The sequence below is a fragment of the Erythrobacter sp. NFXS35 genome (assembly GCF_040148725.1).
In the GTDB taxonomy this organism is placed as follows: Bacteria; Pseudomonadota; Alphaproteobacteria; order Sphingomonadales; family Sphingomonadaceae; genus Erythrobacter.
Window position 1 is genome coordinate 67560 of record NZ_JAGDEB010000001.1, and the last position, 23238, is coordinate 90797.

Sequence of the window (23238 nt, forward strand, 5' to 3'; positions counted from 1 at the left end):
AATGAAGGAGGGCCGTTACAGCCCCAGCGCGTCGGCGATCAGGGCTTCCTGCTGCGCCTTGTGGCGGCTGGCGAGCCCGGTCGCAGGCGAAGCGGCGGCATCGCGTCCGGCATAACGCGGGCGCTTGCCCTGATGCCCGGCGGCGGTCAGCGAATCCTCGATCTGGTTCTGGACGAAGAACCACGAACCATTGTTCTTCGGTTCTTCCTGACACCAGACCACGTCTTCGAGGTTGGTCATGCGGCCCAGCCGCAGCGCCAGCGGATCGCCGGGGAACGGATAAAGCTGTTCAACGCGGACGATCGACACGTCGTCGATCCCGGCGGCATCGCGCGCTTCCATCAGATCATAGGCAACCTTGCCCGAACACAGCACCACGCGCCGCACCTTCTCGTCGGGAATTGCCGTGGTGTCGGACAGGATGCGCTTGAACTGCGATTCGCCGAGGAAAGCGGCCCGGTCGCTCTTGGCCAACGGGTGGCGCAGCAGCGACTTGGGGCTCATGATGACGAGCGGCTTGCGGAACGGGCGCAGCATCTGACGGCGTAGCACATGGAAGTAATTGGCCGGCGTGGTGATGTTGCAGACCTGAATATTGTCGTTCGCGCACAATTGCAGGAAGCGTTCGAGCCGCGCCGAGGAGTGTTCCGGCCCCTGACCTTCATATCCGTGCGGTAGCAGCATCACGAGCCCGTTGGCGCGCAGCCACTTGGCCTCGCCCGAAGCGATGAACTGGTCGATCATGATCTGCGCGCCGTTGGCGAAATCCCCGAACTGCGCTTCCCACAGCACCAGAGTCTTGGGATCGGCCATGGCGAACCCGTATTCGAAGCCGAGCAGCGCATATTCGGACAGGGTGCTGTCATGCACTTCGAACTTGCCGTGGGGCAGGGTGTTCAAGGGCACGTATTTGCGCTCGGTCTTCTGGTCGACCCACACCGCATGGCGCTGGCTGAAGGTGCCGCGGCCGCTGTCCTGTCCCGACAGGCGCACGCCGTAGCCTTCCATCACGAGGCTGCCGAAGGCGAGCGCTTCGGCCGTCGCCCAGTCGAAGCCTTCACCGGCGCCGAACATTTCGCGCTTGGCGGCGAGCACGCGGTCGAGTGTCTTGTGAACATCGAGATCGCCCGGCACCTCGGTCAGCACGCGGCCGAGCGAATCGAACGCCTTGGGTTCGATCGCGGTGGCGACGTTGCGGCGCGATGTTTCCGGGTCGGCGGGCTTGTTCAGCCCCGCCCAGCGCCCGCCGAACCAGTCGGCCTCGTTGGGCTTGTAGCTTTTGCCCGCCTCGAACTCGTCTTCCAGCAGGCGCACGAAATCCTCGGCCATCGTCTCGCGGGTGCCGGGCTGGACCACGCCTTCATTGACCAGACGGCCTTCGTAGATCTTGGAGACCTTGGGGTGAGCGCGGATCTTGTCGTACATCAGCGGCTGGGTGAACTTGGGCTCGTCGCCCTCGTTGTGGCCGAAGCGGCGATAGCACCACATGTCGATCACCACATCGCGGTGGAAGGTCTGGCGATATTCGACCGCGAGCTTGCAAGCGAAGGTCACCGCTTCGGGATCGTCGCCGTTCACGTGCAGGATCGGCGCCATCACGCCCTTGGCGACATCGCTGGGATAGGGCGAGGACCGCGCGAATTTGGGGCTGGTGGTGAAGCCGATCTGGTTGTTGATGATGAAGTGGATACAGCCGCCGGTGTCGTAACCGGGGACGCCGGAGAGCGACAGGCTTTCCCACACCACGCCTTGCCCTGCGAAGGCGGCATCGCCGTGGATCAGCACCGGCAGCACCTGGTCCTTCTTCGCCAGGTCATCGCGGATCGCCTGCTGCGCGCGGCTCTTGCCGAGCACCACGGGGTTCACCGCTTCGAGGTGGCTGGGGTTGGGCACAAGGCTCATGTGCACCGAAATGCCGTCGAACTCGCGGTCGGTACTGGTGCCGAGGTGATATTTCACATCGCCCGATCCGCCGACATCATCGGGGTTGGCCGAGCCGCCGGAAAATTCGTGGAAGATAACGCGATAAGGCTTCGCCATCACGTTGGCGAGCACGTTCAACCGCCCGCGGTGAGCCATGCCGTAAATGATCTCGCGCACGCCCGAAGAACCACCATGCTTGATCACCGCTTCCAGCGCCGGGATCATTGATTCCCCGCCATCGAGGCCGAACCGCTTGGTGCCGACGTACTTCTTGCCGAGGAATTCCTCGTATTGCTCGCCGCGCAGCACGGCGGCGAGGATCGCCTTCTTGCCTTCGGGGGTGAACTGGATCGTCTCGCCCGGGCTTTCGAACTTGTCCTGCAGGAAGCGGCGTTCCTCGGTATCCGCGATGTGCATGTATTCGAGGCCTACCTTGCCGCAATAGACCTCGCAAAGCCGGTCGTGGAGCTTGCCCACGGTGGTCCACTCCATGCCGAGCACGCCGCCGACATAGACGTCCTCGTTCTCCTTGCCCGCCAGCCCGTGCCACGCCAGCGTCAGATCTTCCGGCCCTTCGCGGTTGCTGAGGCCGAGCGGATCGAGCTGCGCCGCCATGTGCCCGCGCACACGATACAGCCGCACCAGCGTCATCGCCGAAATCGAAAGGGCGGCGGCCTTCTCTATCGCCTTGGGATCGAGCGCCTTGCCCGCATCTTTCGCCGCCGCCTTGACCGCCAGCTTCATCTCGGTCGGGTCCATCGCCGCGACCAGATCGGAGGCGCTATCGCTCAGCGTATCGAGCCAGCCGCGCCGCTCCCACGAAGGGCCGGGCTGCGGGCCTTCCTGATCGGACAGTTGCGGGATGAGGCTATCGGTCTGCTTGTTCATATTGATTGCGAGTCCCCGCGCAGGCGGGGACCTCCCTCGTTTCAGAGCGACATCCCGCTCAGATAATATGCGGAATGGTTGAAGTCAGATCGTCCCACGTCGGATTGCGGTCCTCGATCCGTGTCACTTTCCATTCCCGGTTCCACTTCTTCATGCGCCGTTCGAAACGCTGCGCATCGTTCAGATCATCAAACCATTCAAACCAGACAGGGCGGTGGCAATTGTATGTCTTCGTAAAGCTTGAAACCTTGCCGAGGCGGTGTTGTTCAATCCTTGTCGCCAGATCGGTGGTAACCCCGATGTAGAGCACTCCGTCCGGCTTGTTGCTCAGGATGTAGACGAACCCGCCTTTCAATTGCCTGTCTCGTTTTCCTTCTTGTGAGTCCCCGCGAAGGCGGGGATCTCAGGCTGTGTTGCACTACCCCGACTGAGGTCCCCGCCTGCGCGGGGACTCACAATCGTTCAGGCCATTTCTTTCAGCATTGCCGCCAGCGTGGTGCCGAGTTCGGATGGCGAGGGGCTGACGCGGATGCCTGCATCCTCCATTGCCGAAATCTTGTCCTGCGCGCCGCCCTGACCGCCGCTGACGATCGCGCCCGCGTGGCCCATGCGGCGGCCCGGAGGGGCGGTGAGGCCGGCGATGAAGCCGACCATCGGCTTGGCGCGGCCCTTGGCGCGTTCGGCCTTGATGAAGGCGGCGGCTTCTTCTTCGGCCGATCCGCCGATTTCGCCGATCATGATGATGCTTTCCGTTTCCGGATCATCAAGGAACAGGTCGAGCATATCGATGAAGTTGGTGCCATTGACCGGATCGCCGCCGATGCCCACTGCCGTGGTCTGGCCGAGGCCCGCCATGGTGGTCTGGTGCACGGCTTCATAGGTGAGCGTGCCCGAACGCGAGACGATGCCGACGCTGCCCTTCTTGAAGATGTTGGCCGGCATGATGCCGATCTTGCATTCATTCGGGGTCAGCACGCCGGGGCAGTTGGGGCCGATCAGGCGCGACTTGGAACCCGAAAGCGCGCGCTTGGCGCGGACCATGTCGAGCACCGGGATGCCTTCGGTGATGCAGATGATCAGCTCGATCTCGGCATCGATCGCTTCGCAGATCGCGTCAGCAGCGAACGGCGGCGGGACGTAGATGCACGAGGCGGTCGCGCCGGTCGCGGCCTTGGCTTCGCGCACGGTGTCGAACTGCGGCAGGCCGATATGGGTGGTGCCGCCCTTGCCGGGGGTCACGCCCGCGACCATCTGCGTCCCGTAATCGAGCGCGGCCTGGGTGTGGAAGGTGCCGGTGTTGCCGGTCATCCCTTGGGTGATGACCTTGGTGTCTTTGTTTACGAGGATGCTCATTGATGGTCCTTTTCGTTCTCAGCCGCGTCAGGGTCTTCCCGCAGACCGGCAACAAATTCGTCGAATGAACTCGCGACAAGCTGGATATTTTCAGACGCACTCACGTCATCGGTCCAGTCGTCTTCATCGTATTCCAACTCGTGATCCCAGAAATAGACTTTGCCTGAGTGCCCGCCCTTGATGCCGAGGCAGATCTTGTTGCCAAATCCGTCTGACATAATCGGGACGAGAGCAGTCGGGATGCGTCCTTTGTAGAGATCGAAATAGTAAGGGAGCGAGCGGGTCACATCTTTGCGCGAGACCTGAAACCCCGCCACATCCTCCACGCCCACATTTTCGTTCAGCCAGAGCGCGTCCTTCAATCTTCCGCCGCCGCACCGCGCCAGGAACTGACGATAGTTTTGTGGCAGCGCGCTTCCGATCTTTGCTTCGAAGGCCGCAATCGCTTCCTCAGCCGGAGGCGGCGATTGCGGTTCGACCAAAGCAAGAAAATCGGCGACCGTCACGATTTACGCCAGCGAACTATCCAGCGCCTTGCAGGCTTCGAGCAGTTCCTTGACCGCATCGACGCTGACGCCGAGGTTCGCCTTTTCCTCGTCGGTCAGGCTGATCTCGATCACCTCTTCCGCGCCGCCTGCGCCGATCACCACCGGCACGCCGACATAAAGCCCGTCGACGCCGTACTTGCCGTCAACCTGCACCGCGCAAGGCAGGACGCGCTTCTGGTCGTAGAGATAGGCTTCGGCCATCGAAATGGCGCTGGTGGCAGGCGCATAATAGGCCGAGCCATTGCCGAGCAGTGCGACGATTTCGCCGCCGCCCGCGCGGGTGCGCTTGACGATTTCGCCGAGGCGGTCTTCGGAAATGCCCTTGATCTTGGCCATGTCCGCCACCGGAATACCGTTGATGGTCGAGTAGCTCAGCACCGGCACCATCGTGTCGCCGTGGCCGCCGAGCACAAAGGCGTTCACGTCCTTCACCGAAACGCCGAATTCCCAAGCGAGGAAGGTGGCGAACCGCGCCGAGTCCAGCACGCCCGCCATGCCGACGACCTTGTTGGCCGGAAGACCCGAAAATTCGCGCAGCGCCCACACCATCGCGTCGAGCGGGTTGGTGATGCAGATCACGAAAGCATCGGGGCAGTTGTTCTTGATGCCTTCGCCAACCGCCTTCATCACCTTCAGATTGATGCCGAGCAGATCATCGCGGCTCATGCCGGGCTTGCGCGCGACGCCTGCAGTGACGATCACGACGTCAGCGCCTGCGATATCGGCATAATCGTTCGATCCGGTGATCTTGGCGTCGAAGCCTTCGACCGGGCCGCACTGCGAAAGATCGAGCGCCTTGCCCTGCGGCATGCCTTCGGCCACGTCGAACAGCACGACGTCGCCGAGGCCTTTGGTTGCTGCGAGGTGGGCGAGTGTGCCGCCGATGTTCCCTGCGCCGATCAGCGCAATCTTGGTGCGGGCCATTATTTCGACTTCCTTCCCTGATCCATCGGGACGAAAATACGTTTGCGCGGCGCTATGACGCGGCGCTGGTGCCGACCCCCGTCCCAAGCGGCTTGGCACCCGTTACATAGGGCGCGGTAAGCGGCTGGGAATATGATTGCAACCGTCAAAAGGTCTGATGCGGCAACTATCTTTGCAATCAGTTCGCAATTGCATTAAGGGCTTCGAGTCAACCCCTCTGGGAAACACCCTATCCTGGATACAGGTGGATCAGGCGGATATCTGCTCCGCGCTTGCCGCTGCGGCAAGGCGGCGGTCGAACATACCGGTGATCGCGATCCAGTGCGCTGCGCCGGGCGCGTTGCCTTCACTTGCCGCCCGCTCGGCCTCGTCATAGGCGATGCGGGGCGCCTGCAGGCCGTGGCGGGCGAAGTGGCGCAGCGCCTCTACTAGCACCGGATCGAAGCCGCCCGGGGCGATTTCGGCCTCTGCGCTGCCGTCTGCCGCACCCTCGTTATCGTTGACCGCCATCACCTGCACCCGGGTCACCAATCCGCGCCCGGCTGCGTGCTTTCCAGCGATGCGGGCAGGGTCCTGGGCGGGGGCAAGGCGGATCGACATATGTGGGGGATTCCTGCTGCGAGCCGTTCGCCAAGGGGATTGGCGGAGCGTTATTGTTGTTGGCAGCAGGATTAGCAGCGCCAGACTAAACCTTGGTGTCCGGACAGGGTTTCGGAGAGCTTAACCTTGTGTGCGCAGCGGCGCGAGGCGGTTCACTGGTCCGCAGCGGGCGCAGGCGTTTCGCCGGGGCGGGCCTTCCACTGACCGGCGCGGGCATATTCCGCCTTGACCTGTCCGGCCCCGGCAAGTGCGGCATCGGCCACAGCAGGGAAGGAGCCTTCGGCCGCATTGGTTTGGTTGGTGGTTCTCTCTGGTGTCTCGCTGCCGGTGATCGGCGCGAGATCATAGGCGATGGTGGGGCGCGGCACTGGCGTCGCGGTCAACGTATCGGCGGCGGAACTGCGCTGGGTGGCGGGACCGCTCTCTAGCCCCGCATAAGCCATGGTGAAGGCGCTGCGCTCGCCCGCTCCGCCGCGTAAGCGGTAGAACCGGTGCGCGCCGATCGTGCCGATGTGATCGAGGCTGCCTGCCCAATAAGGATTGACCCAGAGGGTGTGGTAATGGGTCGCGTGCCCGACCGGCGCATAGACGCTGCCCGCCAGCGCCGCCTCAGCCACCCGCTGCGCGCGCGTCCAGCTTGTGCCGCTTGGTCGGCGGGCAAGGCTGCCGTCGCAGGTGAAGGAGAACTGGCACCCGGTCTTGCGCGCAGAGCCCTGATACACCACCCCGCACACGCTGGCGGGCCATGAAGGATGCGCCACCCGGTTGAGCACCACCTGCGCCACGGCGCGCTGTCCGGCTTCGGTTTCGCTGGCGGCTTCGTACCACACCGCCTGCGCAAGGCACTCAGCCGCCCGGGCATGGGTAAGGCCGACACCGGCAGAGAAGAACGGCTTCGCCGCCGCGCCGACATCGATGAGTGCACCCAGTTCGCGGCCGTCCTCTGCGCCCGACGACAGCGGATCGGCCTTGGGCAGTGCCACCAGCGCGGTGCCGGGGGGATCGGCGAGGTAGTAGAACGCCGATCCGGGAAAGGTCATGCCCGGCCGTTCGAACGGAAGCGCGGCATCGGCGGCTTGGCGAATGGCGAGCGCGGTGTGCGGTTCGATCGCCGCGCCGGGCAACGCCACAAGGCTTCCGGGAGCGGCGAGCGCGGGAATGGCGATCGCTGCTGCCAGCACCGCGAACCGCTTGCGCCAGGTGCCATGCGCCGGGGTGACGGCAGGACCGGCGAGGGAGGCGATCAACGCGAAGATGGCGGAACGGAGCGGCATTACGTCTCGCCCGCCCTAGCGAGCCTCCCCTTCGCCTGCGAGCGTCCCGCCACCCGGCGTCCCGAAACCGGACAGGCAGCGCCGCAGATATGACCGACCCATCGCGCAGGACGCACCTGCTTGCGCCGTAGGCAGGGCGGCCCTATCGCGGGCAGCGAACATGGCGCAGGATCGGGACACATCAGCGAGGGGCACGCGTGGTACCTTGGGCACGCTTTTGCTGTTGCTGACAGCCGCGTGCACGCCAGCGGACGTAACCGGCGGCAGCACCGATGGCCCTGCGATCGTCAGCCTCAACCCCTGCCTCGATGCGATCCTTGTCGAGGTGGCCGCGCCGGGTCAGGTGATGGCGCTGTCGCACTACAGCCGCGATCCCGGTTCAAGTTCGATTCCGCAGGACATCGCAGCCGGTTTCGCGATCACCGGCGGCACCGCGGAGGAGATCATCGCGCTCGCCCCCGATCTGGTGCTGGCATCCAGCTTCATTGCGCCCGCCACCCGCAGCGCGCTCGAAGACGCGGGCTTGCGGGTCGAAACTTTCGGAAGTCCGAGGTCTGTGAACGAAAGCATCGCGCAGGTCCGCGAAGTGGCGGCATTGGCCGGGCGCGAGCAGGCGGGCGAAGCGCTGGTGGATGCGATCACACAGGCCTCCGCACACGTCAGCGATGGCCGCGCCATAACCACCCTGCTGTGGCAGCCGGGCGAGATCGTGGCGGGCGAGGCAACGCTGGTGGCCGAGATGCTGCGTTCCAGAAACCTCGCCAGCCATGCCGCTGCGATGGGGCTGGCGCAGGCTGATTTCGTCGCGCTGGAAACGGTACTCGCGCATCCGCCCGAACTGTTGCTGGTCGCAGGCGACAGCGCCGGGCAGCGTCACCCCTTGCTGGCGCGGCTCACGCAAACGCGGGTTGAGCAACTGCCATCGCGCCTGCTGTTCTGCGGCGGGCCGACCGTGATCGATCTCGCGCAGCGGCTTGACGATGTCCGCGCAGGACTTCGCCCGTGAACCGCGCCGCGCTGGTGTTTGCGGCGCTGCTAGCGGCGCTGGTGCCGCTGTCGCTGCTGGCGGGGCGGGTGTGGATCGATCCGTTCGATGTCGCGGGCAGCGGGGCGGCCAATGCCGCGCTGATCCTTGCCGAACTGCGCCTGCCGCGTGCGGTGCTGGCGATCATCGTCGGCGCAGGGCTGGGCGCGGCTGGTGCGGCGATGCAGGGTTACTTGCGCAATCCGCTCGCCGATCCCGGACTGTTCGGTATCGCGCCGATGGCGGCATTGGGCGCGGTGGCGAGTTTCTGGCTCGGCGCAGCTGTGCCCGCTGCATGGGCTGCATGGAGCCTGCCGCTTCTGGCGCTGACCGGGGCAGGCACCGGCATGGCGCTGCTGGCGCTGATCGCCGGGCGCACGTCGTCGGATGCGCAGGGCGGCGCAGGCGGCGGGATCGCGCTGTTCACACTCGCCGGGTTGATGATCGCCAGCCTCGCGGGCGCGCTCACCGCGCTCGCCATCACGCTGGCACCCAATCCGTTCGCCCTGTCCGAGATCGTGATGTGGCTCAACGGCGCGCTCACCGACCGGTCGTGGCGCGAAGTGATGATCGCCGCGCCGCTGGTGGCTGCGGGAATTGCAGTGCTGGCGCTGGCGGCGCGCAGCCTCGATGCATTGACGCTGGGGGAGGAGGCGGCGCGCTCGATGGGGCTCGATCCGGCGTGGCTGCTGTGGTTGCTGGTGATCGGCGTGGGGCTGACCGTCGGCGCGGGAGTGGCGGTGGCCGGGATCATCGGCTTTGTCGGCCTTGTCGTGCCGCATCTGGTGCGCCCGCTGACCGACCGGCTGCCATCCAGCCTGATCCTGCCCAGTGCGCTGGCGGGAGCCTGTCTGGTGTTGGCTGCCGATTCCATCGTGCGGGTGTTGCCGCTGGTCACGGAACTGCGGCTCGGCATTGCGCTCTCGCTGATCGGCGCGCCGTTCTTCCTGTGGCTGCTGATCAAGATGCGGCGGGGGAGGTTATGATGCTGGCAGCACAGAACCTGTCGCTTGACCGGGGCGGCGTGCGGGTGGTGGATGGCCTGTCCGCCGCCCTGAAACCGGGCGCGATCACCGCGATCGTCGGCCCCAATGGCGCAGGCAAATCGAGCCTGCTGCTGGGACTGGCAGGTCTGCTTGATCCGGCAGACGGCGCCGTGCTGCTGGATGACAGGTCGCTGGGCGACATGCCGCCGCGCGAACGTGCGCAGGCCATCGGCTATCTGCCCCAAGCGCCGGAAATCGCCTGGGACGTGGCAGTAGAGAACCTTGTCGCGCTGGGCCGCCTGCCGTGGCGCGATCGCGGGGCGGATGCAGTCGAGGCGGCGCTCACCGCGCTGGCCTTGCAGGACTTGCGCACGCGCCCGGCCAGCCGCCTGTCGGGCGGAGAACGCGCGCGGGTGCTGTTGGCGCGGGTGCTGGCAGGGGAGCCGCGCTGGATATTGGCTGACGAGCCTCTCGCCGCGCTCGATCTGGCGCATCAGTTGCGGCTGATCGCGCATTTCCAATCCTGTGCGCAGGCCGGGCAGGGGGTGGTGGTGGTGCTGCACGATCTGGCGCTGGCGATGAACCATGCGGACCGGGTGCTGGTGCTGGATCGTGGGCAGCTGGTCGCCGATGGTCCGGCAGCCGACGCGCTGGCGCCCGCCATGATCGCGCAGGCCTGGGGCATTGATGCTCGCTGGCTGGGGGAGCCGGGGGCACGGGCGCTGGTGGCAGGCGAGCCATCGCCAGCACGCCTGTCCAACCCGTCGCCGGGACGCTGACCTGCGACCGCATGGTCATGCAGATCAGCGTGTCCCGGTTTCCTGTTGTCCTCTGACTTTAGCCAGGTTGCGACCCTGCAAGGGACCCGGCGGGGGAGAAGCAGAAGAGGACTGTGTCTTGGCTCAGTGCGGCAGGTCTGGCGACTATAGTTTTTCTGTAGGGCAGGGCTATTTACATCTAAAATTATAAAAAAGCAGATTAAAAAAATCAGAACAGCTTGATGCTCCGCACCCCGCTGCGCCCTGATCCGGAGCCGGAGCCTTCACCGCGCAACCGGTTTTTCGAAACTTCTTCGCACCTTCGCCGTTGCATCGGGGCAGGGGAGGGGCCATCTGCAAACCGCCTCAGGCCCCAGACGCAGCGCGGCCTTTACTTTAGCGAACATTTCCGGAACAAGCGACGCCCATGAGCCTTACGACGATTTCCGTGCGCGGCGCGCGCGAACATAACCTCAAGGGCATCGATATCGATCTGCCGCGCGATGCGCTGATCGTGGTAACGGGCCTTTCCGGCAGCGGCAAATCGAGCCTCGCGTTCGACACCATCTATGCCGAAGGGCAGCGGCGCTATGTCGAGAGCCTCAGCGCCTATGCGCGCCAGTTCCTCGAAATGATGCAGAAGCCCGATGTCGAGCATATCGACGGCCTCAGCCCCGCGATTTCGATCGAGCAAAAGACCACGAGCCGCAACCCGCGCTCGACCGTGGCGACCGTCACCGAAATCTACGACTACATGCGCCTGCTGTGGGCGCGGGTCGGTACGCCCTATTCGCCTGCGACCGGCCTGCCGATTTCGGCGCAGACGGTGAGCCAGATGGTCGACCGGGTGATGGCCCTGCCCGAAGGCACACGGCTGTTCCTGCTCGCCCCGGTGGTGCGCGGGCGCAAGGGCGAATACCGCAAGGAACTGGCGGAATGGCAGCGCAGCGGCTTCACCCGCGTGCGGATCGACGGCGAGATGTATCCCATCGAGGAAGCGCCCGCGCTCGACAAGAAATACAAGCACGACATCGAAGTGGTGGTTGACCGGATCGCGGTGAAGGAGGGCATCGAAACCCGCCTCGCCGACAGCTTCGAACAGGCGCTGAAGCTGGCCGAGGGGCTGGCCTATGTCGATCTGGCCGATACGACCGTTGCTGAACTCACAGCGAAAGCCAATGCGAGTCCCCGCGCAGGCGGGGACCTCCCGCAGGATGGCGCTTCCTCGACTGAGGTCCCCGCCTACGCGGGGACTCACGCGCAGGATGGCGGCAAGATGAAGGGCGCTGGTCTCGCCGCGAACCGCATCGTCTTCTCCGAGAAATTCGCCTGTCCGGTCTCCGGCTTCACACTGGAAGCGATCGAACCGCGCCTGTTCAGCTTCAACGCCCCGCAAGGCGCGTGTGCGGCGTGTGACGGGATCGGCGAAAAGCAGCTGTTCGATCCGCAACTGGTCGTCCCGAACGAGGCACTGACCCTGAAACAGGGCGCGGTGGTGCCGTGGGCCAAGTCCAACCCGCCGTCGCCCTATTACATGCAGGTGCTCGCCAGCCTCGCCAAGGCGTATGGCTTCAACCTCACGACGCCATGGGCCGATCTGGAGCCGGATCAGAAGCTGATCATCCTCCACGGCACAGGCGGGATGCCGGTGCCGCTGACCTTCAAGGACGGCCGCCGCGAATACACCGTCAACAAGGCGTTCGAAGGCGTGATCGGCAACCTGAACCGCCGCCTGCTCCAGACCGAAAGCACCTGGATGCGCGAGGAGCTGTCGAAGTATCAGACAGCCCAACCCTGCGAAGTGTGCGGCGGCAAGCGGCTCAATGAAAAGGCGCTGAGCGTCCGCATCGCCGATACCGACATCGCCACCCCCGTCGCGATGAGCGTGGCCGATGCGAAGGCGTGGTTCCTTGGCCTCGACGCGCAGCTGACCTCGCAGCAAAGCCAGATTGCCAAGGCGATCCTGAAGGAGATCAACGAGCGGCTGGGCTTCCTCGACAACGTGGGGCTCGACTACCTCAATCTCGACCGCACCAGCGGCACCCTCAGCGGCGGGGAAAGCCAGCGCATCCGCCTCGCCTCGCAGATCGGCTCCGGCTTGTCGGGCGTGCTGTATGTGCTCGACGAACCCAGCATCGGCCTCCACCAGCGCGACAACGACCGGCTGCTCGAAACGCTCAAACGCCTGCGCGATCTCGGCAATACGGTGATCGTGGTCGAGCATGACGAGGACGCCATCCGCACCGCCGACCACATCGTCGATCTCGGCCCGGGTGCAGGCGTGCATGGCGGCGAGATCGTCGCGCAAGGCACCCTCGAGGACATCCTCAAGGTCGAGGGATCGCTCACCGCCGATTACCTCACCGGGCGGCGCAAGATCGACATCCCCGCCAAACGCCGCAAGGGCAACGGCCACAAGATCGTGGTCAAGAACGCGCGCGCCAACAATCTCAAGGGCGTGACGGCCAAGATCCCGCTCGGCACCTTTACCTGCATCACCGGGGTCTCGGGATCGGGCAAATCCTCGCTCACCATCGACACGCTGCAGGCGGGCGCGGCGCGGGCCTTGAACGGCGCGCGGGTGATCGCGGGCGCGCACGATTCCATCACCGGCCTTGAGTACTGCGACAAGGTGATCGAGATCGACCAGTCCCCCATCGGCCGCACCCCGCGCTCCAACCCCGCCACCTACACCGGCGCCTTCACCCAGATCCGCGACTGGTTCGCCGGCCTGCCCGAAAGCCTCGCGCGCGGGTACAAGCCGGGGCGCTTCAGCTTCAACGTCAAGGGCGGCCGCTGCGAGAAGTGCCACGGCGACGGCCTCATCAAGATCGAGATGCACTTCCTCCCCGATGTCTACGTGACGTGCGAGGAATGCGGCGGCAAACGCTACAACCGGGAAACGCTGGAGGTGAAGTTCAAGGGCCTCAGCATCGCCGACGTGCTCGACATGACGATCGAGGATGCGGAAGGTTTCTTCAAGGCCGTGCCTTCGATCCGCGAGAAGATGCGGATGCTGAACGAGGTGGGGCTGGGCTACGTCAAGGTCGGCCAGCAGGCGACCACGCTATCGGGCGGCGAGGCGCAGCGGGTGAAACTCGCCAAGGAACTCGCGCGGCGCAGCACCGGACAGACGCTGTATATCCTCGACGAGCCGACCACCGGCCTGCATTTCGAGGATGTGCGCAAACTGCTCGAAGTGCTGCACCGGCTGGTGGAGGGCGGCAATTCGGTCGTCGTGATCGAACACAACCTCGACGTGATCAAGACCGCGGACTGGATCATCGACCTCGGGCCGGAAGGCGGCGTGCGGGGCGGGGAGATTGTCGCCGAGGGCACGCCCGAGAAGGTGGTGAAGGAGCCGCGGTCGTTTACGGGGCAGTATCTGGCGCCGTTGTTGGAGCGGTGAACCAGGAACGAACCTGCGCCCGACTTGATCCAAAGACTGAGATGGTGAAAGTGTATTGCAGCTTTACCGGACGGTATATTGTGCCCTTGTTGTGCTGCTAAAGTGATGATCAGCAAAATTTGGGCGACCTGGGGGAGTTAAATGAGGTGAAGTTCAAGTTAAGACCAGAAGTAAAGCGCAAGGTTATTCAGGAATTATCCGAGGGCTTTAAAAATCTGCTGGTGGAGAATGAAACTTTTCCACATTATCCGTCATTTTTTTTTGCGGGATATGCCGCTCAACAAAATTTACCAGAAAATGGCGTCAATAGAGAGTACATGGAGAGGTGCATTGGCGATCTGCCACTCATTGAGTTTATAACCGAAAAAATACGCTTGGAATTAATGGCTGATAGAGACTTTAACACAGAAGTTCCCAGAAGTCCTTTGATTGGCTCTCCCGGGTACAGGGACGCGACGGATCTAGCAGAACGGTTGGTTGAGGAATTTGAGAGCCTCCCTTGGACGTACCGCATCACTATAGAGCTTTCGCAAAAGCAAATTCAGCCCGAATTGTTCCAAACTGGCACAATTCCGATTGGCCGCGATGCATTTGTACTTATACCGGATCTTTTGTTTTCAGAGACATTTCCTTTAAACCATGAAAACGAACGTATAGCGAAGCGCATTCGATCTGTTAGGGGCTTAGGTGCCCTAATGCTGCTTGGCAGCAAGAAAGAAGAGTGGAAACCGGATGCGGTTTGTTTCACGCAGACTGTGCAGGGCTTTATCGGTGCATGGGGGACACAAGAGCCAGTAAGATTGGCGCAAAATCAACTTGAATCATTCATCGGCTTAGGATTGGCGAAAAAGTGCTTCACCTTTAAAAATGACTTCAAAGATCCTGTACCTCAATTCAGATGGATTGTTCATCAGGTTGACGAGAGTGGGCAGAATGTCCCTATGGCATCGGTGCTCGTCGATGACGAACTGTCGTCAACGCTTAAATCAATAAAATCGTTCGCTTTCGCGGAAAGCTATCCGCAGACCTCACAACTTCCTTGGCTGAACCGGCAGTTTAGCGAAATTTCCCAGCTCTTCGATGCGCCGAAGAAGGAAAATCTGCTTTTGGCGTCCAAGTGGTTTTTTGACAGCTTCAAGGGGAGTGACGAAGCTCTCCGTTATGTCCGTCGGATGACATGTTTAGAAATTTTGCTTGGATCATCAGTAAACACAGAAAAAGCGAGCCTAAGCGAAATAATGTCGAACAGACTGGCTTACATGATCGGAAAAAGTTACTCTGAGAGAGAAAAAATCATCGCGGAGTTTAAGTCAATTTACGGCCTTCGATCTCGAATTTTGCATCAAGGTAAGCATAGAATTGGATTTCGTGAGAGCCATCTGAGAGCCAGGCTTCAGGAGTTTTGTGAGAAAGCAATAGATGCAGAATGCAAACTGCTGATTGCCTCGTCAGAATAGTCAAATTTTGATTGAATATTAAACATCGTTTGAAGGTTTTAGTCTGAATTAGGCTGATCTGCGAAGTTTTCGGCTCCCGATCGTGTGCTGAATTGTACGTAAGTGACCCTTTCCTACACCCCCCACTCCCGCATAGCCTCCCGCGCGCGTTTGATTGCCTCAAGCGCCGGCGCGGGCGTCCGCCCGCTTGGCTATCCTCGGCCCTGACGGGCCTGCGGGCGGCCGGTCGGCCTTGCGGTCGCTGACGCGACCGAACTCCCTCCCGCCCAAGGAGCCGCGCCCGTCATGTCCTCCACGCCTCCCGCTGCCAGCACCGACACACCCTCCACCCAGCTCACCGCTGCGCCTGATCGCGCTTCGCCCGCCGCCCCGCTCGCGCCCGCGCCCGCACCCGCACCCGCTCCCGCGCATCTGCAGACCCTCGCGCCGGCCGAGCCGTTCGGCGGGCTTTCGCGCGAGGTGCAGGCCCATTTCCTCACCGCGCTGTCGCAGTGGGGCAATGTTCGGGCGGCGGCGGCGCAGGCGGGGGTCAGCCGCGCGCATTGTTACCGGATGCGGCGCGCCTCGGGCGAGTTTCGCGAATTGTGGGATGCCGCCCTGGTGCTCGCCCGCCCGCAGGTGGAAGAAGTGCTCGCCGACCGGGCGCTGAACGGGGTGACCGAAAGCGTGTTCTACCACGGCGAGGAAGTCGCCACCCGCACCCGCTATGACGCGCGGCTGCTGCTGGCGCATCTGGCGCGGCTCGACCGGCTGGAGAGCCGCTGCGGCGTCAACCGCGCCGGGCAGGAGTTCGATGCGCGGATCGACCGGCTGCTCAACCCCCCGGTGATCGAGGACTGGGACGAGGACGACGACGCGGACGACTACGGAGAGGACGACGACCTCTATGCGGACGACTTCGACGCCGATGATGGCGATGAAGACGATGACGGGGAGGACGATTACGCGGACGACGATCCGGGGGACGCGAGCGACTGACCGGTGCCCGCTCACAAGGGCGGTTTTTCGGTTCCTGGACAGTGTCTCATGTGTCTCCTACAGGCCCCGCCGCAAGCCCGTCACGCGCGGGTAGGGCGGCCACCACGGCGAAGGTGGCAAGCCCCGCGGCGACCATCCACAGGAACGCGCCCTCCACGCCCAGCACCCAGTCGAGCACGCCCAGCACCGCGACCTGCACGATGATCGCCGCCACAGCCGCAGGGGTGCCGCGCCCGCGTCCGGCCAGCCCCATGATGATCGGCACGGCCAGCACCGCCGCGATCGCTCCGGCATCGAGCACGAGATCGCGCAGGGACTCGCCCGAGGCCGCGACCAGCGCGGCGACGAGCCCGGCGATCACGGTCGCGCCTCTCGCCGCGCGCAGCATGGTGCGGGGGGAGGCGGCAGGGGCGATGCGGCGATACCCGCTCTCCGTCGCCACGGCGGACACGGCGAGCAGGGCGGAGTCGACCGAGGACAGGATCGCCGACAGCAGCGCGCCGGTGAAGACGATGTGCAGCCACGGCGGGAACAGCGCGGCGGCAAGGGTGGGGAGGAAGGCTTCGTCGGCGGGCAGCTCCACCCCCAGCACCGGGGCGAGGCCGGGGCCGAACAGGCCGAAGCTGACGGGGATCATGCCGACCACGAGGTAGATCCCGGCACCCGCCAGCGCGCCGGTGCGGGCGATCTCGGGCGAGCGGGCGGCGAGCGTGCGGGCAAGCGCCTCCTGACTGACCATGGTGCCGGCGATGGGGATCAGCCACAGCTCTGCCCGCTGCGTCCAGCTCTCGCCCGGCAGCGAGAACGACCACGCCTGCGCCGGAACGCTGGCCGCCGCCGCCGCGATGCCGCCGTGGGCGTCGACCATCAGGAACGCCAGCACCACCATTGCGGCGACCATGATCGCGCCCTGCACCATGTCGGTCAGCACATCGCCCGCCAGCCCGCCGAACAGGGTGTAGGTGAGCACCAGCAGGGTCGCTCCGGCCAGCGCGACGGGGAAGTCGAACGGGGATGCGGCGGCGATGATGGTGGCGAAGGCATAGAGCTGCGCCGCGGCCCAGGTGGTGGCGCTGAGCGCGATGACGCAGGCGGCCAGCATCTCGGTGCCCTGACCGAACCGGGAGCGCAGGAAGTCGGCGATGGTGATGTGGCTGCCGCTGCGCAGCCGGTGCGCGAAGAACAGCGCGATCGCGAGGATACCGAGGGCGTAGGCGAAGGGTTCTGTGCGGGCGCCTGCGAGCCCGTCACTGGCGACCTCGGAGGAGGTTGCGATCAGGCTTTCGGACGCGAACCAGGTGGCGAACAGGCTCATCGCCACCGCGAACGGACCGAGGCTGCGTCCGGCGACGAGGTAATCGGCATCCGAAGTCGCCCCGCGCCCGGCCCATGCGGCGAGCACAACCTGCGCGAGGACATAGAGCAGGATCAGCGTGAGTATGATGGCCGCATTCCCCCTTGCGCTGCGACGGTGCGGTTCCGGCGCGGCGTTGACTGCCGGTATGCCCTAAACGACATCCAGCGTGGCGCAAGACCTCGCGCCCGATCGCTGGCGCAGCATCGCATCGGGTCTGGCGGCGGAAGGCCCGGAGGCTCCGATGATGCGGGGGACTATCGCTGGCAGCGGATGCATGGATTGCCAGCGCCGGCGCGCCGCGACTAGCCCTCGATCAGTTCGAGTTCGACATCGGCATGTCCGCTTGCGACCAGCCCGAGTTCTTCGGCGGCTGCCCGGCTTACATCGATAACGCGGCCGCGGCTGAAGGGGCCGCGATCATTGATCCGCACCGTAACGCTCTCGCCGGTCGCGGGATTGGTGACGCGAACGAGGCTGCCGAACGGCAACGTGCGGTGCGCCGCTGTCATCGCGCCGTTGTCGAACGCCTCGCCGCTGGCGGTGCGGCGACCGTGGAACTTGCTGGCGTAATAGGAAGCGCTGCCGCTGCCGAGGCTGGTGGTGACGGGCTGATCGATCAACGCTTCGGCGGCCTCGGGCTCATGCGCTTGGGTCAGCGGCATGAGTTCCGTCGCGGTGGCGGCAGCTTCGAGTGATAAGGCATTCTCAGTCGGCGTGGTTGCCATCGACGCGGCCAGCGGCGTAAGCCCGATTGCCACGGCGATCAGCCCGATCGGCATGGCGCCGCGTCGTTTGAGGCCGGATTTGTATGTTCCTGTCCACATGAGGAGCGGCTCTAGGTGCCGAAACACACACAAGGCAACCACTGGCAACGGTTCGCCGACTGTGAGCTTCGGCTCATCGCCGAATTGCACGCAAAATGCGGCAGGACGCCCACAGCGCAACCGGTAAAGCAGCCGCGGAAACCGCACCGCAGGCGAGTCGCACGTTGCCGATGTTCAATGGCAGGGCAATGCAAATGGGGCCGGCATTGCTGCCGACCCCACTCTCACCAGCGCGTGGACACCCTTTGCTCTCATGACTTCCGGCGAACCTTCCGTCGTGTTTGCTGCGGGACGTACTTGGCGCCCGATGTCTGGCCCCAACCCGGTTGGTCTGGCGACCGCCCGTGCCGGGATTGCTCACCGGCGCTCGCACCGGCATCCGGCTTTCGCTTCTGCCCGGCTGCGTTCCTCGAAGCCCGAAGCCTCCGATATCCGCTGCCTTGCGCAGTCGCTTGGCCGAGACTGTGCAACTTGCCGATCCGGGCTTGCGGCGGATCAGGACTTGCGTCCGTCTCCATCACCCGATCCGGCCAGTTCCCCAGCCTGTCCGGTGGCTCAGCTTCGCTCCCGTCTCGAACGAGCCAGCTTGCATTTGGCCGAAGCCTTCTGCATGCCACCTCTCGACGAGCGCGTGGACAAGTGCCACCGCCATCCTTGGGATAAAAACCTCCAGAACTTCAAGGCCTTGCGGCTTTCCGTTCCGGTTGGTCTGTGCCCCGAAGACAAGTTGAAATTGCGCCTCAACCGGCAATCTGGCAAGATTTTCAGAGGCGAGTTATCCACTTTTGCCCGGATCGCCTGTGGACGAGAGTGGATAATTCAACGCTTCATCGCATTTCCAGCGTCCGCCATGGCGGCACGGCAAGAAAACCGCCTTCCGATTGTCATTTTTGGTGGTGCAACCCAAATCCGTCCTGCGGCGACTCGCCGATGCCGGCCTTTCAGGCGTCGCGATTGTGCCGGGCGAGCAGCCGCAACCGCAACCCGTTCAGCTTGATGAAGCCTTCCGCGTCCTTCTGATCGTAAGCGCCCGCGTCGTCCTCGAACGTCACATGCGCCTCGGAATAGAGGGAGTGCGGCGACTTGCGCCCGACCACGCTGGCTATCCCCTTGTACAACTTCAGCCGCACGGTGCCGGTCACCTTGCCCTGTGAATGGTCGATCGCCGCCTGCAACATCTCACGTTCGGGGCTGAACCAGAATCCGTTATAGATCAGTTCGGCATAGCGCGGCATCAGTTCGTCCTTGAGGTGCGCCGCGCCGCGATCCAGCGTGATCTGTTCGATGCCCCGGTGCGCGCGGGCATAGATTTCGCCGCCCGGCGTTTCATACATCCCGCGTGACTTCATCCCGACAAAGCGGTTCTCGACCAGATCGAGCCGCCCGATCCCGTGCCTGCGGCCGAGCTCGTTGAGCTCTGTCAGCAGCGTGGCGGGCGACATCGCCTCGCCATTCAGCGCGACGCCGTCACCGCATTCGAAATCGATCGTGATGTATTCCGGCACGTCCGGCGCGTCTTCGGGATTAACGGTGCGCGAATAGACGTAATCGGGGGTTTCCTCCCAGGGATCTTCCAGCACTTTGCCTTCCGACGAGGTGTGCAGCAGGTTCGCGTCGGTCGAAAACGGGCTGTCGCCGCGCTTGTCCTTGGGCACGTTGATCTGGTGCGCTTCGGCCCACGCGATCAGCGCGGTGCGGCTGGTCAGATCCCATTCGCGCCACGGGGCGATCACCTTGATGTCCGGATCGAGCGCATAGGCGCTGAGTTCGAACCGCACTTGATCATTGCCCTTGCCGGTCGCGCCGTGGGCGATGAAATCTGCGCTGGTTTCGTGTGCGATCTCGACCAGACGCTTGGAGATCAGCGGGCGGGCGATCGAGGTGCCGAGCAGATAGTCGCCTTCATACCGGGCATTGGCGCGCATCATCGGGAAGACGAAGTCGGCTACGAATTCCTCGCGCAGGTCTTCGATGAAGATGTGATTGTCAGGGATACCCATCGCTTTCGCCTTGGCGCGGGCGGGTTCGATTTCCTCACCCTGACCAAGATCGGCGGTGAAGGTCACCACTTCCAGCCCACGCTCCACGCTCAGCCATTTGGCGATGACGCTGGTATCGAGCCCGCCGGAATAGGCGAGGACGACGCGCTTGGGATCGGACATGGAGGAATTCCTTGATGGGTGAACGCGGCGCGCGTTAGCAGGCGGCTGGACGTGCATCAATGGTTTGGTCAGATGTCACTGCCAAGGTATTGCACTGCTGGCATTATTGTTGATGCGGGGGGATTCATGCTGACAATGTGGAGCAAGGCGCGCGAACTGGCAGAGCTGACTCCGGCCGAGCGGAACCGCTGGGTCGATTTCCTGCGTGCTGTATCCATCATGGCGGTGGTGATGGGCCACTGGCTAATGGCCGGGCTGTATGTCGACGAGGCTGGCGCGTTGCAACGCGGTGATCTGCTTAGTGTCGCTTCGTGGACGCATTGGCTGACCTGGGGTTTTCAGGTCATGCCGGTGTTTTTTCTGGTGGGCGGATATTCGAACAGCGTCAGTTGGCAGGTTACGACCCGCAATGCCGCGCCGGGGCAGGCGGGCGTCTATCGCGACTGGCTGGCCAACCGGGTGCAGCGCTTGATCACGCCGACGTTCCCGGTGTTGCTGCTGTGGACGGCGCTGGCGGTGGCGATGACCCAGATCGGGCTGCCGCGCGACCAAATCCGCATGGCGACCGAAGCGGCGCTGATCCCGGTGTGGTTCCTTGCGGTCTATCTGCTGGTCACCGCCTGCACTCCGCTGGCCCATCGCGCATGGCAGCGGTTCGGGTGGGCGAGCTTTGCGGCGTTCATCCCTGCCGCGATGCTGACCGATTGGCTGACCTTCACTGCCGGGGTACCCTACGTCAATTTCACCAATTTCCTGTGGGTGTTCCTCGCCATCCATCAACTCGGCTTCGCCTGGCGCGCAGGGCAGTTCGATAATCGCCTGTTCGCGCTTGCTTGGTTCGCCGTGTCGCTCGGCACCCTGATCGCGATCACCGTTTATGGCTTCTATCCGGTGTCGATGGTGTCCGCGCCGGGCGGCTTCTCAAACTCGCTGCCGCCGACGCTGGCGCTGTTCGCGCTCGGCATGGTGCAGGTCGGGCTGGTGCTGGCGCTGGAGCCGCTGGGACGCAGGATGCTGGACAATCTCGGCATTTGGACGGCGACTGTGCTGATGAACGGGATGATCATGACGATCTATCTGTGGCACCTCACCGCCTTCGTGCTGGTGATGACACTCGTTTGGCTGCTGCTGGGCGGCGCGGGGCTGGATTCGGTTCCCGGCACCGGCGCGTGGTGGGTATCGCGCCCGATGTGGATTGCGATCTATGTGCTGGCGCTGCTGCCGATGATCGCGATCTTCGCGCGGCATGAACGCAGCTTCGGCCTGATTCGCGGCGGGCGCACCGTGCCGCGGCTGCGGGTGGTGCTGGGCGTGGTGGCGATCTGCGCGGGGCTGGGGGCAACGGCGGGACTGACAATCGCCAGCCCGGACAGCATTTCCGGCATCCGCTGGTGGGTGGTGGCGCTGCCGCTGGTGGGCGCGGCGCTGATGGGGTTCGGCCCGGTATATCGCCCCCGCAATCGGACTGCGGCCTAGTCCCCCGCCAGCAGGTAATCGCGCGTGATCGGCAGCGAGTGGCGGCTGCGGATGTACTGGATCTGGTAATTGCACATGCTGCCGTGCTCGAACACTGTCGCCGCCCCGGCGAGGTAGAACGTCCACATTCGGAAGAAGCGTTCGTCATGCAGCGCGACGATCGCGTCGCGATTGGCCATGCAGTTGGCGTACCACTGGCGGATGGTACGGGCATAATGCAGCCGTAGCGTTTCGACATCGGCGGCGATCAGGCGGAATTTCTCGGACGCTGCCAGCGTCTCCGATAGCGCCGGGATATAGCCGCCGGGGAAGATGTATTTGCGGGTGAAGGCATCGGTGGTGCCGGGCCGCCCCATGCGCCCGATGGTGTGGAGCAGCATCACCCCGTCATCTTCCAGCAGGTTGGCGCAAGCTTCGAAGAAAGTTTCGAACTGCGCGCGTCCGACATGTTCGAACATCCCGACCGATACGATCCGGTCGAACTTGCGGCCCGAAGCGGCGGTGTCGCGGTAATCCTGCAGTACGATGTCGACTGTGTCCGCGACCCCGGCGGCAGCGACCCGCTCACGGGCGAGGGCAGCCTGTTCTTCCGACAGGGTGACGCCGGTGACACGCACATCGTGATGCTTTGCCAGATGGATCGCCATCCCGCCCCAGCCGCAGCCGATATCCAGCACAGTGTGCCCCGGCGACAGCGCCAGCTTGTTCGCGATATGCGCCAGCTTCGCGGCTTGCGCCTCGCCCAGCTTCATGTTCTCCTGCGGCCAATAGGCGCAGGAATACTGCCAGTGCTCGTCATCCAGCATCAGCGCGTACAGATCATTGCCGATGTCGTAATGATGCGCGACGTTCTGCTTCGCGCCGAGTCGGTTGTTGACCTGTTCCGCGGCAAAACTCGCCCGGTTGATCAGCCGCTTGAGCGGATTGGGTCGCCCGATATCTCCACCCTTGTCCCACGCATTGTTGGCGCGCAGCAGGGTGACGAGGCCCATCACGTCGCCCTCCGCGATCAGCAGGCGGCCATCGATAAACGCCTCGGCCGCGCCCAGTCGCGGGTCCATCACGATGTCGCGCGGAACGCGGTCGTCGGTGAAGCGCAGCACGATATCGGGAAAGCCTTGCGCGTCGGTGCCATAGGTATCGGCGCTGCCATCGGCGAAAACGATGCCGAGCCGCCCTTGCCGGACCGCGCGGGAGAGAAAGCGGTCGAGGAGTGCCTTGCTCATGGGTCTCCTTTCGTGATTTGCTGCCCGATGGTTAACCGGTGCCGCCCGCCCGGCAAAGTGGCAATCCGGCG

General features: G+C 64.0%; 18 protein-coding genes. 7 read left to right on the forward strand and 11 right to left on the reverse strand.

Annotated features, from left to right (window positions below; all coding sequences use genetic code 11):
* Positions 1 to 15: 15 nt before the first annotated feature.
* The 7 genes from J3454_RS00390 to J3454_RS00420 form a co-directional block, all read right to left on the reverse strand.
* Positions 16 to 2811, reverse strand: coding sequence for a 2-oxoglutarate dehydrogenase E1 component (locus J3454_RS00390; protein ID WP_349511786.1), 2796 nt, complete (start codon positions 2809 to 2811; stop codon positions 16 to 18).
* 58 nt (positions 2812 to 2869) lie between these two features.
* Complete coding sequence (locus J3454_RS00395; RefSeq protein ID WP_349511787.1) at positions 2870 to 3166, reverse strand: GIY-YIG nuclease family protein; 297 nt, start codon at positions 3164 to 3166, stop codon at positions 2870 to 2872.
* Between the two features lie 107 nt (positions 3167 to 3273).
* Positions 3274 to 4164, reverse strand: a complete 891-nt coding sequence (gene sucD / locus J3454_RS00400; protein ID WP_349511788.1) for a succinate--CoA ligase subunit alpha — start codon at positions 4162 to 4164, stop codon at positions 3274 to 3276.
* Positions 4161 to 4670 (reverse strand): SMI1/KNR4 family protein, encoded by a 510-nt coding sequence (locus J3454_RS00405; protein ID WP_349511789.1) that lies wholly within the window; start codon positions 4668 to 4670, stop codon positions 4161 to 4163. Before J3454_RS00405 ends, sucD begins: the two co-directional genes overlap by 4 nt.
* 3 nt (positions 4671 to 4673) lie before the next feature.
* Positions 4674 to 5636 (reverse strand): malate dehydrogenase, encoded by a 963-nt coding sequence (gene mdh / locus J3454_RS00410; RefSeq protein WP_349511790.1) that lies wholly within the window; start codon positions 5634 to 5636, stop codon positions 4674 to 4676.
* Positions 5637 to 5885: 249 nt separating this feature from the next.
* Entirely contained in the window at positions 5886 to 6236 is a 351-nt protein-coding gene (locus tag J3454_RS00415; RefSeq protein ID WP_349511791.1) for a hypothetical protein, read from the reverse strand.
* Between the two features lie 152 nt (positions 6237 to 6388).
* A complete protein-coding gene (locus J3454_RS00420; protein ID WP_349511792.1) occupies positions 6389 to 7510 on the reverse strand; it encodes a cell wall hydrolase in 1122 nt (373 codons plus the stop codon).
* A gap of 205 nt (positions 7511 to 7715) precedes the next feature.
* Here J3454_RS00420 and J3454_RS00425 point away from each other — a divergent pair, with 205 nt between their 5' ends.
* The 6 genes from J3454_RS00425 to J3454_RS00450 all read left to right on the forward strand — a co-directional run bounded on the left by J3454_RS00425 (position 7716) and on the right by J3454_RS00450 (position 16122).
* Positions 7716 to 8516 carry an ABC transporter substrate-binding protein gene (locus tag J3454_RS00425; RefSeq protein WP_349511793.1) on the forward strand — a complete coding sequence of 267 codons (801 nt, stop codon included), beginning with the start codon at positions 7716 to 7718 and terminating at the stop codon, positions 8514 to 8516.
* Entirely contained in the window at positions 8513 to 9520 is a 1008-nt protein-coding gene (locus J3454_RS00430; protein WP_349511794.1) for a FecCD family ABC transporter permease, read from the forward strand. Before J3454_RS00425 ends, J3454_RS00430 begins: the two co-directional genes overlap by 4 nt.
* Positions 9517 to 10299, forward strand: a complete 783-nt coding sequence (locus J3454_RS00435) for an ABC transporter ATP-binding protein (protein WP_349511795.1) — start codon at positions 9517 to 9519, stop codon at positions 10297 to 10299. Before J3454_RS00430 ends, J3454_RS00435 begins: the two co-directional genes overlap by 4 nt.
* A gap of 406 nt (positions 10300 to 10705) precedes the next feature.
* Positions 10706 to 13687 carry an excinuclease ABC subunit UvrA gene (gene uvrA, locus J3454_RS00440; protein WP_349511796.1) on the forward strand — a complete coding sequence of 994 codons (2982 nt, stop codon included), beginning with the start codon at positions 10706 to 10708 and terminating at the stop codon, positions 13685 to 13687.
* 146 nt (positions 13688 to 13833) lie between these two features.
* Positions 13834 to 15144, forward strand: a complete 1311-nt coding sequence (locus J3454_RS00445) for a hypothetical protein (protein ID WP_349511797.1) — start codon at positions 13834 to 13836, stop codon at positions 15142 to 15144.
* Between the two features lie 285 nt (positions 15145 to 15429).
* Complete coding sequence (locus tag J3454_RS00450; RefSeq protein ID WP_349511798.1) at positions 15430 to 16122, forward strand: hypothetical protein; 693 nt, start codon at positions 15430 to 15432, stop codon at positions 16120 to 16122.
* Positions 16123 to 16168: 46 nt separating this feature from the next.
* Here J3454_RS00450 and J3454_RS00455 read toward each other — a convergent pair whose 3' ends face one another.
* The 3 genes from J3454_RS00455 to J3454_RS00465 form a co-directional block, all read right to left on the reverse strand.
* Positions 16169 to 17524, reverse strand: a complete 1356-nt coding sequence (locus J3454_RS00455) for a sodium:solute symporter family transporter (protein ID WP_349511799.1) — start codon at positions 17522 to 17524, stop codon at positions 16169 to 16171.
* A 257-nt stretch (positions 17525 to 17781) separates the two neighbouring features.
* Entirely contained in the window at positions 17782 to 18303 is a 522-nt protein-coding gene (locus J3454_RS00460) for a septal ring lytic transglycosylase RlpA family protein (RefSeq protein ID WP_349511800.1), read from the reverse strand.
* A gap of 941 nt (positions 18304 to 19244) precedes the next feature.
* Entirely contained in the window at positions 19245 to 20465 is a 1221-nt protein-coding gene (locus tag J3454_RS00465; protein WP_349511801.1) for an argininosuccinate synthase, read from the reverse strand.
* Between the two features lie 126 nt (positions 20466 to 20591).
* Between J3454_RS00465 and J3454_RS00470 the strand changes: the two genes are divergently transcribed.
* Positions 20592 to 21941 (forward strand): acyltransferase family protein, encoded by a 1350-nt coding sequence (locus J3454_RS00470; protein ID WP_349511802.1) that lies wholly within the window; start codon positions 20592 to 20594, stop codon positions 21939 to 21941.
* Here J3454_RS00470 and J3454_RS00475 read toward each other — a convergent pair.
* Complete coding sequence (locus J3454_RS00475; RefSeq protein ID WP_349511803.1) at positions 21938 to 23167, reverse strand: class I SAM-dependent methyltransferase; 1230 nt, start codon at positions 23165 to 23167, stop codon at positions 21938 to 21940. The genes J3454_RS00470 and J3454_RS00475 overlap by 4 nt on opposite strands.
* Between the last annotated feature and the right edge of the window lie 71 nt (positions 23168 to 23238).